The organism is Pseudomonas syringae, assembly GCF_001698815.1.
In the GTDB taxonomy this organism is placed as follows: domain Bacteria; phylum Pseudomonadota; class Gammaproteobacteria; order Pseudomonadales; family Pseudomonadaceae; genus Aquipseudomonas; species Aquipseudomonas syringae_A.
The window spans coordinates 23,299-40,416 of the sequence record NZ_LGSI01000004.1 but is presented as its reverse complement, the minus strand read 5'-3'; the positions used below and the strand labels follow the sequence as shown (position 1 = coordinate 40,416).

Annotated in this window: 11 protein-coding genes; 1 reads left to right on the top strand and 10 read right to left on the bottom strand. The window is 58.5% G+C overall.

Annotated features, from left to right (window positions below):
- Positions 1–165 precede the first annotated feature (165 nt).
- Complete coding sequence (locus AFK24_RS00950) at positions 166–2,718, top strand: PepSY domain-containing protein (protein WP_065831462.1); 2,553 nt, start codon at positions 166–168, stop codon at positions 2,716–2,718.
- A gap of 74 nt (positions 2,719–2,792) precedes the next feature.
- On the opposite strand, the gene AFK24_RS00945 is transcribed toward AFK24_RS00950, so the two are convergent.
- The 10 genes from AFK24_RS00945 to AFK24_RS00900 form a co-directional block, all read right to left on the bottom strand.
- Positions 2,793–3,767: a peptide ABC transporter ATP-binding protein gene (locus AFK24_RS00945; RefSeq protein ID WP_065831461.1), complete on the bottom strand. Its 975-nt coding sequence runs from the start codon at positions 3,765–3,767 to the stop codon at positions 2,793–2,795.
- Positions 3,767–4,735, bottom strand: a complete 969-nt coding sequence (locus tag AFK24_RS00940; protein WP_020293116.1) for an ABC transporter ATP-binding protein — start codon at positions 4,733–4,735, stop codon at positions 3,767–3,769. The genes AFK24_RS00945 and AFK24_RS00940 overlap by 1 nt, the downstream gene beginning before the upstream one ends.
- A gap of 10 nt (positions 4,736–4,745) precedes the next feature.
- Positions 4,746–5,657, bottom strand: a complete 912-nt coding sequence (locus AFK24_RS00935; protein WP_020293117.1) for an ABC transporter permease subunit — start codon at positions 5,655–5,657, stop codon at positions 4,746–4,748.
- A gap of 10 nt (positions 5,658–5,667) precedes the next feature.
- Entirely contained in the window at positions 5,668–6,678 is a 1,011-nt protein-coding gene (locus AFK24_RS00930; protein WP_065831460.1) for an ABC transporter permease subunit, read from the bottom strand.
- A 74-nt stretch (positions 6,679–6,752) separates the two neighbouring features.
- Complete coding sequence (locus AFK24_RS00925) at positions 6,753–8,348, bottom strand: ABC transporter substrate-binding protein (protein WP_065831459.1); 1,596 nt, start codon at positions 8,346–8,348, stop codon at positions 6,753–6,755.
- Between the two features lie 74 nt (positions 8,349–8,422).
- The gene (locus AFK24_RS00920; RefSeq protein ID WP_065831458.1) at positions 8,423–9,802 is read right to left on the bottom strand and encodes an OprD family porin; all 1,380 of its coding nucleotides are present in this window, start codon (positions 9,800–9,802) and stop codon (positions 8,423–8,425) included.
- A 162-nt stretch (positions 9,803–9,964) separates the two neighbouring features.
- Positions 9,965–11,560 (bottom strand): ABC transporter substrate-binding protein, encoded by a 1,596-nt coding sequence (locus AFK24_RS00915; RefSeq protein WP_065831457.1) that lies wholly within the window; start codon positions 11,558–11,560, stop codon positions 9,965–9,967.
- A gap of 323 nt (positions 11,561–11,883) precedes the next feature.
- Positions 11,884–13,512, bottom strand: coding sequence for an ABC transporter substrate-binding protein (locus AFK24_RS00910; protein ID WP_065831456.1), 1,629 nt, complete (start codon positions 13,510–13,512; stop codon positions 11,884–11,886).
- 284 nt (positions 13,513–13,796) lie between these two features.
- Positions 13,797–15,398: an ABC transporter substrate-binding protein gene (locus AFK24_RS00905; protein WP_065831455.1), complete on the bottom strand. Its 1,602-nt coding sequence runs from the start codon at positions 15,396–15,398 to the stop codon at positions 13,797–13,799.
- Positions 15,399–15,519: 121 nt separating this feature from the next.
- Positions 15,520–17,046: an HET-C-related protein gene (locus tag AFK24_RS00900; RefSeq protein ID WP_065831454.1), complete on the bottom strand. Its 1,527-nt coding sequence runs from the start codon at positions 17,044–17,046 to the stop codon at positions 15,520–15,522.
- Positions 17,047–17,118 lie beyond the last annotated feature (72 nt).

Below are 17,118 nucleotides of genomic sequence, written 5' to 3'. Positions count from 1 at the left end.
CAAGTCCCCTCCTACCGGATTTGCATTTCTGCTCCTTCGGGGGGACACCGGATTTGTATTTGATGCGCGGTCGGGGATTGGGTGGCAGTTAGCAAATGAGAACGTCTTCCGTTTGGCGCATACTGCGCGGCGCGACGGATGAATGAGAACGAGGTAGCACGGGTGTTGAAGAAAGTCCTGTTTCAAGTCCATTGGTTTTTCGGAATCACGGCCGGTCTGGTGCTGGCCCTGATGGGAATCACCGGGGCGATCTATTCCTTCGAGGATGAAATCCTTGAATGGACCAGTCCCGATGCCTTATACGTCGAACAGCGTGGCGAGCAGTTGCCGCCGGTTGAGCTGGTGCGCAAGCTTGAGTCCACCACCGGGCTGATCGTCGCGATCCTGCGGGTTGAAACCGTCGGCAATAAAGCCGCGCAAGTGTATTTCACCCCGGCACCGGGCGAGCGACGTGGGCCGATGCGCAACTTCGATCCGTACACCGGCGACCTCAAGCCTGACGCCACTGGCGCGGGCTTCTTCGATTTCGTCCTCAAGCTGCACCGCTTTCTCGCGCTGGGCGAATACGGCAAGCAAGTCACTGCCGCCTGCACGCTGATTCTGGTGTTTTTCTGCTTGTCCGGCCTTTACCTGCGCTGGCCGCGCAAAGCCCTGAACTGGCGGGTCTGGTTGACCCTGGACTGGGCGAAGAAAGGTCGCAGCTTCAACTGGGACCTGCACTCGGTGTTCGGCACCTGGTGCCTGGTGTTTTACCTGTTGTTCGCGATCACCGGCCTGACTTGGTCCTATGACTGGGTAAAAGACGGCATGACCCGCTTGCTCGGCGACGCGCCTGCGGGCGAGCAGCGCAAAGGTGGCGGCGGTGGCGGTGGCCGTCCGGGTGGTAAAGGCGCGCCACAAGGCCCGTTGCCGACCGTCGATTATGTTGCGGTGTGGAACAGCATCAAGACCGCGGCCGGCCCGGATCTGGCGGGCTACAACATTCGCCTGCCAAACGTCGCAGGCCAGCAGGCGACGATTTTCTATCTGCTCAAGGACTCGCCGCACCCGCGTGCGCTGAACACCATCACCCTTGATCCGGCCAACGGCAAGGTCAGCGAAGTTTCCCGTTACGCGGAAAAAAGCCTCGGCGGCCAATTGCTGATCAGCAACTATGCGCTGCACGTCGGCAGTTACTTCGGCATCGTCGGGCGGATCATCATGACCGCTGCGGCGCTGATGATGCCGCTGTTCTTTATTACCGGCTGGCTGCTGTATCTGGATCGCCGGCGCAAGAAGAAAGAAGTGCGTAATGCGCGCGGTGCTGTTTCAGCCGCTCCGGCTGCCACTGACGCGCCTGCGTGGTTGATCGGCTTTGCCAGCCAGAGCGGCTTTGCCGAACAACTGGCCTGGCAGACTGCGGGCCAATTGCAGGCCGCAGGCATGCCGGTCAAGGTGCAGCGTTTGGCGGATGTGACTGAACGGGATTTGAGCCAGAGCCAGAATGCTTTGTTTGTGGTCAGCACGTTTGGTGATGGCGAAGCGCCGGACAGCGCGCGGGGTTTCGAGCGCAAGTTGCTCGGCAGTCAATTGGCGCTGGGCAATCTGAATTACGCGGTGCTTGGCCTGGGCGACCGGCAATATCAGCACTTCTGCGCATTTGCCCGCCGTTTGCATGACTGGCTCGCCGAGCGCGGCGGCAACACGCTGTTCGCTTCGGTTGAAGTGGACAGCGCCGATCCCGCAGCCCTGCAGCAATGGCAGCAGCAGTTGGGCAACCTGACCGGCAGCACGCCGTCCACGTTGTGGCAGGCGCCCAGCTATGACAACTGGACACTCTGCCAGCGCGAACACCTCAACCCTGGCAGCACCGGCTCGAAAGTATTCTTGCTGGGCCTGACGCCACCGCCTTCGCTGACGTGGACAGCGGGCGATCTGGTGGAAATCCTGCCGCGCAACAGTCAGGCGGCGATCCAGCAATTTCTCGCCGGTCTGGGTATCGCGGGCGATACGTCGGTCAAGGTCGGCGGTCTGGACGAAAGCATCGAGATTGCCCTGGCGAGTCGCCAATTGCCGCAACATCGTGCGCATTTGGTGGGGCTGCACGCTCAGGCGTTGATTGATGCCTTGGTGCCACTGGCCATGCGCGAATATTCCATTGCCTCGATTGCGCAAGACGGCGTGCTGGAATTGATCGTGCGTCAGGAGCTGCATCCGGATGGCAGCCTTGGTTTGGGTTCCGGCTGGCTGACCGAACATGTCGCGCTGGGTGAAGCTGTCAGCCTGCGGGTACGGCGTAACAGCAGCTTCCATCTGCCGGACGAGCCGTGCCCGGTGATTTTGCTGGGTAACGGCACTGGCCTGGCGGGGCTGCGCAGCTTGCTCAAAGGGCGCATTGCCCAAGGGCAGACGCGCAACTGGCTGCTGTTTGGCGAGCGCAATGCAGCGCATGACTTCCATTGCGGGGATCAGTTGCAAGCGTGGCTGGTATCCGGCGAGCTGACACGCCTGGATCTGGCGTTCTCCCGGGATCAGGCCGAGAAAGTCTATGTGCAGGATCGCTTGCTTGAGGCAGCGGATGAATTGCGTCTTTGGCTGGCGGACGGTGCGGCGATTTATATCTGCGGCAGCCTGGAAGGCATGGCGGCGGGCGTCGATGCGGCGTTGATCGAGATCCTCGGCGCGCAAGCGGTGGGGGATTTGATCGAGCAGGGGCGTTACAGGAGGGATGTTTACTAATAGGGAAATCCGTAGGAGCGGCTTTAGCCGCGAGAAAGCTCTCCCGGCTAAAGCCGGTCCTACGGGCTAGTGGTTTACGCCGCCACAAACTGCTCGGCGTAATGGCAGGCAACCTGGCGGTTATCTACCAGGCGCAAGGCCGGTTCGTCGGTGGCGCACAGCTCGGTCGCATACGGGCAGCGCTTGTGGAAGGCGCAGCCGGTGGGCGGGTTGAGTGGGTTGGGCAGCTCGCCGATGATCTTGATCTTGGGTTTCAGCGGATCAGGATGAATCGTCGGAGTCGCCGACAGCAGCGCCTGGGTGTACGGGTGCAGCGGCCGGTTGTAGATCTCTTCTTTCGGGCCCATTTCCGCAGGGCGGCCCAGATACATCACCAAAACCGTGTCGGCAACGTGACGCACCACTGACAGGTTGTGGGAGATGAACACGTAGGCCGTGTTGAATTCCTGCTGCAGATCCATGAACAGGTTCAGCACCTGCGCCTGAATCGACACGTCGAGCGCCGACGTCGGTTCGTCCGCCACCAATACTTTTGGCTGCAACATCATCGCCCGAGCCAGGGCGATACGCTGACGCTGACCACCGGAGAACATGTGCGGGTAGCGATGGTAATGCTCAGGGCGCAAGCCGACCTGAGCCATCATTGCCTGCACTTTGTCGCGACGCTCCTTGGCGGACAGATTGGTGTTGATCAGCAACGGCTCGCCCAGCTGATCGCCGATCTTCTGCCGAGGGTTCAACGACGCATACGGGCTTTGGAAAACCATCTGCACGTCTTTGCGCAATTGCTTGCGTTGTTCTTTGGTCGCGCCGGTGACTTCGTTGCCGGCGATTTTCAGTGAGCCGGATGAAGGCTCTTCAATCAGCGTCAGGGCGCGGGCCAGGGTCGACTTGCCGCAGCCGGATTCGCCGACCACAGCCAGCGTCTTGCCGGCCTCCAGCTCGAACGAAACGCCGTTGAGGGCGCGCACCAGCGCGTGACCCTTGAACAGGCCGCGGGACACTTCGTAGTGACGGGTAAGGTCACGGGCGGTTAAGACGACGCTCATTACGCCACCTCCTGATTCAGGGGATAGAAGCAACGGGCCAGGCTATGGGCTTTCGGGTCCAGGCCAGGGCGTTGGGTCCGGCAGTTGTCCTGCACATACGGGCAGCGCGGCGACAGCAGGCAGCCTTGCGGACGGTCGTAACGGCCGGGAACCATGCCTGGCAGAGTCGCCAGACGTTCGGCGCCCATGCTGTGTTCCGGAATCGCCGCCAGCAGTGCTTCGCTGTACGGATGCGCCGGTACATCGAACAAGCCGGGAACGTTGCCGACTTCCACCGCTTGACCGGCGTACATCACGCAGACGCGCTGGGCGGTTTCGGCGACGACTGCCAGGTCGTGGGTAATCAGCACCAGGGCCATGTCCTGCTCTTTTTGCAGGCTCAGCAACAGGTCCATGATCTGCGCCTGAATCGTCACGTCCAACGCAGTGGTCGGTTCGTCAGCGATCAGCAGTTTTGGTTCGCCGGCAATCGCCATGGCAATCGCCACGCGCTGGCTCATGCCGCCGGACAGTTGGTGCGGGTAGGCATTCAGGCGCGCGGCGGCACCGGGAATTTCCACCTTTTCCAGCAGTTCAAGGGCCCGCTGACGTGCGGCCTTGCCCGACATGTTCAAGTGTTGACGCAGAACTTCTTCGATCTGGAAACCCACGGTATAGCTGGGGTTCAGAGCGGTCATCGGGTCTTGGAACACCATCGCCATGTCTTTGCCGATGATCTTGCGACGCTGGCGTGAATTGAGCTGCAGCAGCTCCTTGCCGTCGAAGTTCAGGGAGTCGGCAGTGACCACGCCGGGGTGATCGATCAGGCCCATCAGCGCCATCATGGTCACGGATTTACCCGAACCCGATTCGCCAACAATGGCCAGGACTTCGCCTTTCTCGACGCTGATGGACAGGCCGTCGACAACCGGCACCGCCGTTGCGTCGCCGAAGCGGACGTTGAGATTCTTGATTTCTAGAAGTGACATACGAATCTCCTCAGGCGGCATTTTTGAGTTTCGGGTCCAGCGCATCGCGCAGTCCGTCGCCCATCAGGTTGATTGCCAGCACGCTGAGCAAAATGGTCAGGCCGGGCAGGCTTACCACCCACCAGGCGCGTTCGATGTAGTCCCGGGCCGAAGCGAGCATGGTGCCCCACTCAGGTGTCGGCGGTTGTACGCCCAGACCGAGGAAGCCCAGCGCCGCGGCATCGAGAATCGCCGAGGAGAAACTCAAGGTCGCCTGCACGATCAGCGGCGCCATGCAGTTGGGCAGCACGGTGATGAACATCAGGCGTGGCAGGGTTGCGCCAGCCAGACGTGCAGCGGTCACGTAGTCGCGATTCAGCTCGCCCATCACCGCCGCGCGGGTCAGACGAACATAAGAAGGCAGCGAGACGATGGCGATAGCGATCACGGTGTTGATCAGGCCAGGGCCGAGGATCGCGACGATGGCCACAGCCAGCAGCAGCGAGGGCAGGGCAAGCATGATGTCCATCAGGCGCATGATCGACGGGCCGAGAATGCGTGGGAAGAAACCCGCCAGCAGGCCCATGAAGATGCCCGGAATCAACGACATCACAACCGATGACAAACCGATCAGCAGCGACAGGCGCGAACCCTGGATCAGACGCGAAAGCAGATCGCGACCCAGTTCGTCGGTGCCCAGCAGGAACTGCCATTGGCCACCTTCGAGCCAGACCGGCGGGGTCAGCAGGAAGTCGCGGTATTGCTCGCTTGGATCATGGGGCGCGACCCACGGCGCGAACAGTGCGCAGAACACAATCAGGATCATGAACATCAGGCCGGCAACGGCGCCTTTGTTCTTGGCGAACGCTTGCCAGAATTCTTTGTACGGTGAGGGGTAGAGCAGGCTTTGATCGACTGCTACCGCTGGAGTAGTGGTGGTCATAGGAATGATCTCAGCGCTGGTGACGAATGCGTGGGTTGGCAAAGCCGTAGAGGATGTCCACCACGAAGTTGACCAGGATCACCAGGCAGGCGATCAACAGGATGCCGTTCTGCACGACGGGATAGTCCCGCGCGCCGATGGCTTCGATCAGCCACTTGCCGATACCCGGCCAGGAGAAGATCGTTTCGGTCAGTACCGCACCGGCCAGCAATGTGCCGACTTGCAGGCCGAACACCGTCAGCACCGGAATCAGCGCGTTACGCAGACCGTGCACGAATACCACGCGAGCGGGCGACAGGCCTTTGGCGCGAGCCGTACGCACGTAGTCTTCACGCAGCACTTCGAGCATCGAGGAGCGGGTCATCCGGGCAATAACGGCCAGCGGAATGGTCCCCAGCACGATGGCCGGCAGAATCAGGTGATGCAAGGCGTCGAGGAACGAGCCTTCTTCATCGCTGAGCAAGGTGTCGATCAGCATGAAGCCGGTTCTTGGCGGGATGTCATACAGCAGGTCGATACGCCCGGAAACCGGGGTCCAGCCTAAAGTGACCGAGAAGAACATGATCAGGATCAGGCCCCACCAGAAGATCGGCATCGAGTATCCCGCCAGGGAGATACCCATCACCCCATGGTCGAACAGGGACCCTCGTTTCAATGCCGCGATGACCCCGGCCAGCAAGCCGAGAATGCCCGCGAAGATCAAAGCCGCCAGCGACAGTTCCAGAGTTGCCGGGAACAGTGCGGTGAACTCGCTCCAGACGCTGGTCCGTGTACGCAACGATTCGCCGAGATCGCCTTGAGCGAGCTTGCCGACGTAATCGATGTATTGCGCATAAAGCGGCTTGTTGAGGCCAAGACGTTCCATGGCTTGGGCGTGCATTTCCGGATCGACCCGGCGTTCACCCATCATGACTTCGACCGGGTCGCCAGGAATCAGGCGAATCAGGGCGAAGGTCAGCAAGGTGATGCCGAAGAAGGTGGGTATCAGCAACCCCACTCGGCGGGCAATAAAACTAAACATCTTCTCGTGTACCTCATCGGCCGGTTAGGCGTGTTCCGGCGGGTCTCGGGTTATGAGCCCGCCGGATTATTCTTCTACTTCACCCGGGTAGTGGCGAAGTTGTTATTGGTCAGCGGGCTGATTTGGTAGCCTTCGACGTTCTTGCGCATTGCAGTAAACAGTTTCGGGTACGCCAGGCTTATCCATGGCAGGTCCTTGCGAGCGATTTGCTGCGCTTGCTCGTACAAGGCGGCGCGTTCTGCCGGATCGGTCTTCTCCCGAGCCTTGGAAATCGCTTCCTCAAATGCCTTGTTGCACCAGCGCGCGTAATTTTCACCATTACTGGCCGCAGCGCAACTCAGGTTTGGCGTCAGGAAGTTATCCGGGTCGCCGTTGTCGCCGGCCCAGCCTGCAAACACCATGTCATGTTCGCCGCCCTTGGCGCGTTTGAGCATCTCGCCCCATTCCAGCACCCGCAGATTGAGCTTGATCCCGACTTTCGCCAGATCCGCCTGCATCATTTGCGCGCCCAGGGCCGGGTTCGGGTTGGTCACCGCACCGCCATTGCGCAGGAACAGGCTGAATTCGTAGCCTTCCGGTACGCCTGCTTCTTTGAGCAATGCCCGTGCCTTTTCCAGATCATGCGGTGGATTCTGGATATCAGTGGCATAACCCAACAGTGTAGGCGGGTAAGGGTTTACGCCTTCAGTGGCCTTGCCCTCGCCAAACAGCGCCTTGATGTACGCCTTTTTATCGAAGGCCATATTGATCGCTTCACGCACCCGCACATCACTGAGGTATTTATGTGTGGTGTTGATCGCGATGTAACTGGTCATCATGGCTTCCATCTCGTCAATCTTGAGATTGGGGTCAGCCTTGATGCTGGCGATGTCGTCCGGCTTTGGATAAAGCGCGACCTGGCATTCGTTCGCCTTGAGCTTTTGCAGACGGACATTGCTGTCCAGCGTAATGGCGAAAATCAGCGCCTCGCTGGGCACCACACCCTTCCAGTAATCAGGGTTGGCTTTATATCGGACTTGGGCGTCCTTGGCATAGCGGGTCAGGATGAACGGCCCGGTGCCAATGGGCTTGCTGTTCAGTTCGGCGGTCTTGCCGGCCTTGAGCAACTGGTCGGCGTATTCGGCCGAATAAATCGAGGTGAACGGCATGGCCAGGTCGCGCAGGAATGGCGATTCCGGGCGTGCCAAGGTGAACCTGACGGTGTGGTCGTCGAGTTTCTCGATGTTTTTCAGCAGGTCATTGAAGCCCATGCTTTCAAAATACGGGAAGCCGGTGAGGGATTTTGCGTGCCATGGATGTTTGGGGTCCAGCTGGCGCTGAAAGCTCCACAACACATCGTCGGCGTTCATTTCCCGGGTCGGCTTGAAGTAATCGGTGGTCTGGAACTTGACGCCCTTGCGCAGGTGAAAGGTGTACGTCAGACCGTCTTCACTGATGTCCCAGCTTTCAGCCAGATTCGGTTCGGTGTCCGTGGTGCCGGGCTTGAACGCGACCAGTTTGTCGAAGAGGGTTTCTGCCGTGGCATCGGCGGTAACCGCTGTCGTGTACTGAACGATATCAAAGCCTTCGGGGCTGGCTTCGGTGCAGACCACCAGAGGTTTTGCCGAGACGCCGACCGCGACGCTGAACAGTGCCAGGGCAATCGAGTTGCGTAGTGATAACAGTTTCAATAGGAACCCTCCATTAAGGTAACGCCTGTGAGCCGGGCATGCGCTGGGCGCCCGCCCGGCCTTGTCGATGTTGCTTACAGGATGTTGAACGGAATGGTGGTGACCAGACGGAACTCGTTCAGGCTGCCATCCGCCTGGAATTCACTGGCGCGGTGCGTGGTGTAGGTCGCACGTACAGCGGTGGCCTTGAGCGGGCCGTCTTGTACGGTATACGAAGTGCCTACGCCATATTCGTAGTGTTTTTCGCCGTCCATGCTCTTCACGTCATAGGCAGTACCTTTGTAATGCGTACCGTCGATGCCCCAGCCGCGCGCCTGGTAAACGTTGAACTTCAGCCCCGGCACGCCGTATTCGGCCATGTTTAGCACGTAGCCGATCTGCAGGGATTTCTCGTTAGGGCCGTTGAAGTCCGAGAGCAGGGAGTTGGCCAGGAAGATGGCGTTGGTTTCGTGGGCATAGTCGAAGTATTCGTCGCCTTCGACTTCCTGATACGCGAGCGTCAGGCTGTGGGCCTGGTGAGTCGCGGTAAACGACAGGCTGTAAGTGTCGTTGTCGATAGGGCCGAGCTTGCGCTGGCCGGCATCCTTGGTCTTGTAGTAGTTCAGGTTGGTGCTCAGGCCCAGTACATCGGTGTCACCCAGTTCGTGGGTGAAGGCGAAGTAGTATTGATGCCAGAAGTCTTCGACGTTCGAGGCGTAGAAGCTGGTGGTCAGGCTCTCGAACGGCTTGTAGTCAACGCCGGCCATGTCGATGCGATCGGCAAAGGCAGTGGTGCTGGCGTATTCGGAGCGGAATTTGGTCAGGCTCTGTTCGGTACGCGGCGAAACGCGGTCGAAGCTACCGGCCTGGAACGACAGGTTGTTGAACTCGTCGCTCTTGAGGGCGAAACCGTTGAAACTCGATGGCAGCGCGCGGTTGCCGATGTAGGCGATCACAGGCGTGTTCACCGACTGGCGGCCGCCGGTCAGGGTGGTGTTGGAGATCCGCGCCTTGACGTTGGCCAGGCCCATCTTGCTCCACTGACCCACGGCGTCGCCGTCGTTTTCGGTCAAGGTACGGTTCGAACCGCCAGCCATGTCCTTGCGGTCACGGTCCAGGGCGATGGCGTTGTACAGCGCCATTTCCGTGCTGAAACCGACGGTGCCCTGAGTGAAGCCCGAGGTGTAGTCGACGATGGTGCCTTGCACCCAGTTGATCCGGCGCGAGGTTGGCGTCGGCGTGTCACCGCCCTTGCGGTACGAGAAGCTGGTGTCGCGACGGGCCAGCTCGTTGGCGTACCAGTTGCGCGTGGTTCCGGTCAGGTGCTGGTCTTCGAAAAAGCCGTTGGCTTCTCCCTGTGCGCTTTTCGAGCTCAGCTCGGTGGGCACGAATGCCTGGCTGGTTGGCTCTGCCTGGACCATTGCGCTCAAGGTGGCGATGGACAAGGCGAATGCAGCTGTGTTGACTTTCTTCACGGTAACGCTCCCTTTACTGCTCTTATTAACGCCAGTTTTTTTGGTCTGGCTTGAAGGCGCCGGACTTGTGGCCCGGCTTTTTTTATCGAAAACATGAATCTCTGGAACAGCGGAGCGCGCCGCCTGCGATAAAGGCAGCGAGCTCCAGATGGATCAACGTGGTTATTCGGCGATGCTGACGCCGGAGAAGTTGTTGCGACCGAACGGACTGACGTGGAAACCCTGAACTTCAGCGCGCAATGGCTGATTGACCGTTGAGTGCGCAATCGGCGTGATCGGCACTTGCTGCTTCAGGTACTGCTGGGCCTGTTTGTACAGGTCGATGCGCTGGGTCTTGTCGGCGGTCGCAACGGCGGCCTTGACCAGGGCGTCGTATTTCTCGTCGCACCACATCGAGTAATTGTTGCCGCCAATCGATGCGCAGCTGTACAGCGTGCCGAGCCAGTTATCCGGGTCACCGTTGTCGCCGGTCCAGCCAATCAGCGAGATATCGTGTTCGCCGTTCTTGGTGCGCTTGAGGTATTCGCCCCATTCATAGCTGACGATCTTGACCTTGATGCCGACCTTGGCCCAATCGGCTTGGAGCATTTCAGCCATCAGCTTGGCGTTCGGGTTGTACGGACGCTGTACCGGCATGGCCCAGAGGGTCAGCTCGGTGCCTTCCTTGACGCCTGCGGCGCGCAGCAGCTCTTTGGCTTTTTCCGGGTTGTAGCCCGCGTCCTTGATGGTGTCGTCGTAAGACCATTGGGTCGGCGGCATGGCATTGACGGCCAGCTGGCCCGCGCCCTGGTAAACGGCGTTGATGATGGCCTGTTTGTTCACGGCCATATCCAGCGCCTGACGCACTTGCAGGTTGCCCAACGGCTCATGGCGCACGTTGTAGGAGATATAACCGAGGTTGAAACCAGCCTGTTCGATGACCTTCAGTTGCTTGTCTTCCTTGAGCGCCTGAACGTCGGCCGGACGCGGGTTGAGCGTCACCTGACATTCATTCTTCTTGAGCTTTTGCAGGCGCACCGAAGCGTCGGTATTGATTGCGAAAATCAACTGGTCGATCTTGACCCGGCTCGGATCCCAGAACTCTTTGTTGCCCTTGTAGCGGATCTGCGAATCTTTCTGATAACGCTGAAATACGAACGGACCAGTACCGATTGGCTGCTGGTTGATATCGCGCATATTGCCGGCGGCGAGCAGTTGATCGGCGTATTCGGCGGACAGAATCGACGCGAAGTTCATCGCCACGTTCTGGATAAAAGCGGCATCGACCTTGTTGAGCGTGAAGACCACGGTCAGCGGATCGGTTTTCTCGACTGACTTGATGTTCTTGTTCAGGCCCATGCTGCTGAAGTACGGAAATTCGGTCGGGTAAGCAACGCGAAATGGATGATCCGGCTTGAGCATGCGGTTGAAGGTGAACAGTACGTCGTCCGCATTGAAATCACGGCTCGGTTTGAAAGCGGTATTGCTATGGAACTTCACCCCTTCGCGCAGGTGAAAGGTGTAGACCAGACCGTCTTGCGAGACGTCCCACTTGGTCGCCAGCGCCGGAACCACGCCGGTGCCGCCTTGTTCGAATTCGGTGAGCCGGTTGTAGATCGGCTCGGCTGCATCGTTGTCTGTGCCCGAAGTGTATTGGGCAATGTCAAAACCGGCGGGGCTGCCTTCAGAGCAGAACACCAGGCTGCTGGCGGCCTGGGCGAACGGCGCGCTGGCCAGGCCAAGCCCGAACACTGACGCCATGACGATATTTTTATTCATGATGCTCCTTATCCTTCAACGAGTGAGCAACGAACGCGGGACGAACTTAATTCGTCCATCGTTAATCGCTGACAAAAGGAAAACTCCAATCCGGAAATCTTCCTGATTGTTTTTATAGGGGTGATGGCAATTACTGCCGGCGTCGAAGGTATGTCGGTCAGCCAATACAGTAAATGGAAATTATGCCGACGCAGTTCGTAGGAATGAGTCGTCTATAAAGTAGGAAATTTCCATATGGAAACAAATTGCCACTTGTCGAATAACTTTCTGCTTGCGGCTAACATATGTAATCGCGCCACAGTAGTGGCGCAATTACATCATTGTTACTTGCCGCTAACGCTTACGCCGTAGAAGGAGTTCAGACCAAACGGGCTGATCTTGAAGTCCTGAACGGAGGTACGCATTGGCTGGTAAACCGTCGAGTGCGCGATAGGCGTCATCGGTACGGCTTCCTTGAGGAGGTGTTGCGCCTGTTTGTACAGTTCGGTGCGCTTGGCCTGATCCGGTGTTTCCTTGGCCTGGTGGATCAAGGTATCGAACGGCTTGTCACACCATTTGGCAAAGTTGTTGCCGTTGACGGCATCACAGCCAAACAGGGTGCCGAGCCAGTTGTCCGGGTCACCGTTGTCGCCGCTCCAGCCAATCAGCATGGCGCCGTTTTCGCCGGCCTTGGCGCGCTTGATGTACTCGCCCCATTCATAGCTGACGATCTTGGCGTTGATACCGATCTTCTTCCAGTCGGACTGGAGCATTTCGGCCATCAACTTGGCGTTCGGGTTGTAAGGACGCTGAACCGGCATCGCCCACAGGGTGATTTCGGTGCCTTCCTTGACGCCCGCCTGCTTGAGCAGTGCCTTGGCTTTTTCGACATCAAACGGAGCATCTTTGATGGTGGTGTCGTACGACCATTGGGTCGGCGGCATGGCGTTGACGGCCAGTTGGCCTGCGCCCTGATACACGGCATCGATGATGCCCTGCTTGTTCACGGCCATGTCCAGCGCCTGGCGAACTTCCTTGATGGCCAGAGGGTTCGGTTTGTCGTCGCCCTTGATCTTGTCCATCGTGTTGTAGGCGATGTAACCCAGGTTGAAGCCTGCCTGATCCGGCATCTTCAGGTCTTTGTCAGCCTTGAGCGGCGCAAGGTCGGCTGGACGTGGGTAAGCAGTGATCTGGCATTCGCCTTTCTTCAGCTTTTGCGCACGTACCGAAGCGTCGGTGGTGATAGCGAAGATCAGGTTGTCGATCTTCACGTCTTCAGGCTTCCAGTAATCCTTGTTGCCGGTGTAGCGGATATTGGAGTCTTTCTGGTAGCTCTTGAATACGAACGGACCAGTGCCGATTGGCTTCTGGTTGATGTCCGCAGCCTTGCCTTCCTTGAGCAATTGCGCAGCGTATTCAGCGGACTGAATAGAGGCAAAGCTCATCGCCATGTTCTGGATGAACGCGGCATCCACGGTTTTCAGGACAAACTTGACCGTGAGATCGTCGACTTTTTCGATCTTGGCAATGTTGGTATCCATGGCCATGTCGGTGAAGTACGGGAATTCGGTCGGGTACGCTTTGCGGAACGGCATATCCTTGTCGATCATGCGATTGAACGTGAACAGCACGTCATCGGCATTGAACGTGCGGGTAGGCTTGAAGTACGGCGTGGTGTGGAACTTGACGCCTTCACGCAAGTGGAAGGTGTAGGTCAGCACGTCGGGAGAGATATCCCAGCTGGTTGCCAGACCTGGCACAACTGCGGTACCGCCACGTTCGAACTGGCTCAAACGGTTGAAAATGGTTTCTGCCGCTGCGTCGAAGTCAGTACCAGTGGTGTACTGGCCAGGGTCGAAACCGGCCGGGCTGCCTTCGGAGCAGAACACAAGGTTCGATGCTGCCTGGGCGAAAGGAGCTGCAGCGAGCAAACCTGCGCTGAGTAGAAACGGAATGACCGCTTGTTTGAGCATGGTGGCCTCAGTTGTTGTCATTTTTTAAGAGAGGGTATGACCTTGTGAGTCAGACCTGAATGATAGTTATGCAGGGGCCATACCCAAAGCAAGATCCTGACGTCAAAGAAGACACAATGTGTGGCACGAGCGTACACGAATGTCGCAAAAGTATAATTATTGGCGCATTTGATCGTTTGCGCGTTGCAATCTGGAATGTTTTCCGCACCAACTGCGCGCAACCGAACGTGGTGAATGCACCCGGTTAGCGCGCGAGTGTTACCAATATTTTGGATTGGTCCGCCTTATTGGCTCAGGCTGACCCCATAAAAAGGCGTCAGGCCAAAGGGGCTCAATTTGAAGTCCTGGACTTCCTTGCGCATCGGCTGGAAGACCTTGGAGTTGGCAATCGGCGTGATCGGTACCTGGGCCTTGAGAATGTGCTGGGCCTGCTGGTAAAGCTTGATTCGCTCGTCGCGATTGGTGGTCAACTTGGCCTGTTGCACCAGTTTGTCGTAGGCCGGATCACACCATTTGGCGTAGTTGCTGCCTTTTACCGCTGCACAGCTGTACAACACGCCGAGCCAGTTGTCCGGGTCGCCATTGTCACCGGTCCAGCCGTAGATCATCACGTCGTGCTCGCCCGCCTTGGCGCGCTTGATGTATTCGCCCCATTCATAACTGACGATGTTGGCCTTGATGCCGATCTTCGACCAGTCGGCCTGAATCATCTGCGCCGACATGCGCGCATTGGGGTTCGACGCGCGCTGGACGGTCATGGCCCACAAATTGATCTGGGTGCCTGGCGCGACGCCGGCTTCCTTGAGCAGCTGTTTGGCCTTGGTCGGGTCGTACGGCGCATCTTTAACGGTTGGGTCGTAGCTCCACTGGCCCGGCGGGATGGCGTTCTCGGCCAGCTGGCCGGCGCTCTGGTAAACCGCCTTGATGATCGCCGGCTTGTCGATGGCCATGTCTAGCGCCTGACGCACCTTGAGTTGATCCAGTGGCGCGTGGGTTACGTTATAGGCGAGGAAACCCAGGTTGAAACCCGGTTGGCTCAACACCTTGAGGTTAGGGTCTTTCTGCATCAGTTCGATGTCCTGCGGACGCGGGTAACCGCTGACCTGGCATTCGCCGGCCTTGAGCTTTTGCAGCCGCACGGCGGCGTCGCTGTTGATTGAGAAAATCAGGTGATCGAGTTTGACGTCCTCGGGTTTCCAGTACGCCGTGTTGGCGTCGTAGCGAATCTGCGTGTCCTTCTGATAGCGCTTGAACACGAACGGGCCGGTGCCAATCGGCTTCTGATTGATCTCTTCGGCCTTGCCCTGCTTGAGCAACTGGTCGGCGTATTCGGCGGACTGGATCGAGGCAAAGCTCATCGCCAGGTTCTGCACGAAAGCGGCGTCAATGTTGTTCAGGTTGAACGTGACGGTCTGGTCGTCGACCTTTGTCACGCTCTTGATGGTTTTGTTCATGTCCATGTCGGTGAAGTAGGGCGACTCGGACGGGTAAGCCTTGCGAAACGGCTGGTTGGCATCCAGCAGCCGATTGAAGGTGAACAGTACGTCGTCGGCGTTGAAATCCCGGCTTGGCTTGAAGTAATCGGTGGTGTGGAACTTCACGCCGGGGCGCAGGTGAAAGGTGTAAGTCAGGCCGTCGCTGGAAACATCCCAGCGGGTCGCCAGCCCCGGCTCGACTTCGGTGCCGCCGCGCTTGAATTGCGTCAGGCGATTGAACACCGTTTCGGCAGACGCGTCGAAATCGGTGCCGCTGGTGTACTGGCTCGGGTCGAAGCCGGCCGGGCTGGCTTCGGAGCAATACACAAGGGTGCTGGCGGCTTGGGCAAAGGGCGCGCAAGCCAGCAGCGCGGTAGTCAGCAACAGCGGTTTGAAGAGCGTCGGTGTCATGGAGTCCTCGCGAAGTGCGGCAATAGCCGTGCCTGAATATCGACAAACGATAGGCATCGGATAGTGCCGCACCGCGCGGGTTCCCACAAACATCTTGATCTGGCGCTGTTGCCGGGCGTTGCTACTTGCCTGTGATCAGGTTCCACACATCCTTGGCTGAATTGATGTCAAATTTATTCAGGAAAGTGCTGCTTTCGTTTTTGAAACGGTCAAGCGCCTTGCTGGCGCTTTTCTGCACATCTCTACTGATGTTATCCAGCTCGCTTTTGCTGGTTGCGCGTTTCACAAGTCCGGGGTTGTTTTTCGCCCATTCGCGCACCAGTGCATCCTGCCAGTCACTGTCCATGGGATGGGTAAAGTACTGCGCGGCTGCTTGTGTCGGGTCTTGAGCCCCGATTTTTTGCTCCCATTGCCCGAGCATTGCCTGCGCCACGTGCAGCACGGCTTTCTGCGCCAGCTGCCCGGCGAGGAAGTGCAGCGGATGTTCGGCATGGTCCTTGGCGAGTTGGGAGTGGGATGGGTTTGTCGAGCCGTTGGTGTTTGGATCTTCGCCCAAGGTGGTTTGCGCGTCGTCAACGCTGTTGCCGAACAGTGTGGTCAGGCCTTGCATGGCGGTGCCGACAGCGTTGCCAACGATCCTGCCCGGCGTACCGATGACATTGAAGATTTGTTCGACTTTGCTGGCAAACGACAGACCGGCCCACGTATCGCGAGCGCTCAAAAATGCCTCATGGGCGTCATACCATTTCGGGTCGGGATGTTCGCTGAGCAGGATCTGGATAATCTGGTCGCGCTCGTAGCGCACGCCGGGTCTGGTGACTTCGAACGGTTTGTCATCTGTGGAAAACAGGATCTTGCCCAGCGGTGCTGCCAGACTGCCGATGATATCGCTGCCGCCAAAGGTGCCGGTCACCAGGGGCAAACCATGCTTGCAGTCGGCCTTGGAGGTCCATGGCAGCACGTCGCTATAACCCATCTTTCTCAGGCTGAGTTCGACAAAGTTGGAGTGGGCGAAGAAGTCTTCCAGAACATGCAGCGCGGAACCGAAGGCCCGCAGGCCATCGGCGGATTGCGGACCCGCCTGGCGCGCAAGGTTCAGCTCGGCGGTCATGAACGCCTTGCAACGCTGCAAGTAGCGCTTCATCGACGTTTCAGGGTCGACTTGCAGTGACGCGTCATCCGGCGCGACCCAGTCTTCGAAATCCGCGTCGATGCTTTTCGGGTCAGTGGGTTTGTCGTTAGTGGGTTTGGGATTGTCGAGGTGTTCGCTGGGCCGGTAAACGCCAAGTCTTTCGGGCGTCACGATAAATTGCTGGCGATCAGTTGCCATCAGTCCGGTAAATTCCCGGACCGCCAGCACATCGACGATCTTGCTCAAGGCCTCTCGGGACAACACGTCCGGGAAGTTTTTCGGGGTGCCGACAGCGCGGACCAGTTTCGGGTCGAGCAGTTGGGAGTAATCCCTGAGCCAGTTGCCGTAATAAATGGCGCGGATCTGAAACGCGGTGAGATCGAGCTTGCCAAGCACTCCTTCGATTGCACCGTGGGTGGCTGTTACAGGATCGCCTTTGCCTGCTTCGAAGCGCAGCGCCACGGGCAGGGGTTCGACGGCTGTGTCGTTATCAATAAGTGTTTGCGAAGGATTCATCCGTGATTCCTTTAGAGTGAGCGCAAGCGTGCAGCCGCAGTCGACTGTCAGCGACCTGCGCGTAAAAATGAA

What these genes read in the sequence shown, in the direction of transcription:
- AFK24_RS00945 (WP_065831461.1), bottom strand. Translation starts at nt 3,767, where the DNA reads ATGAGCGTCGTCTTAACCGCCCGTGACCTTACCCGTCACTACGAAGTG.
- AFK24_RS00940 (WP_020293116.1), bottom strand. Translation starts at nt 4,735, where the DNA reads ATGTCACTTCTAGAAATCAAGAATCTCAACGTCCGCTTCGGCGACGCA.
- AFK24_RS00935 (WP_020293117.1), bottom strand. Translation starts at nt 5,657, where the DNA reads ATGACCACCACTACTCCAGCGGTAGCAGTCGATCAAAGCCTGCTCTAC.
- AFK24_RS00930 (WP_065831460.1), bottom strand. Translation starts at nt 6,678, where the DNA reads ATGTTTAGTTTTATTGCCCGCCGAGTGGGGTTGCTGATACCCACCTTC.
- AFK24_RS00915 (WP_065831457.1), bottom strand. Translation starts at nt 11,560, where the DNA reads ATGAATAAAAATATCGTCATGGCGTCAGTGTTCGGGCTTGGCCTGGCC.
- AFK24_RS00910 (WP_065831456.1), bottom strand. Translation starts at nt 13,512, where the DNA reads ATGCTCAAACAAGCGGTCATTCCGTTTCTACTCAGCGCAGGTTTGCTC.
- AFK24_RS00905 (WP_065831455.1), bottom strand. Translation starts at nt 15,398, where the DNA reads ATGACACCGACGCTCTTCAAACCGCTGTTGCTGACTACCGCGCTGCTG.
- AFK24_RS00900 (WP_065831454.1), bottom strand. Translation starts at nt 17,046, where the DNA reads ATGAATCCTTCGCAAACACTTATTGATAACGACACAGCCGTCGAACCC.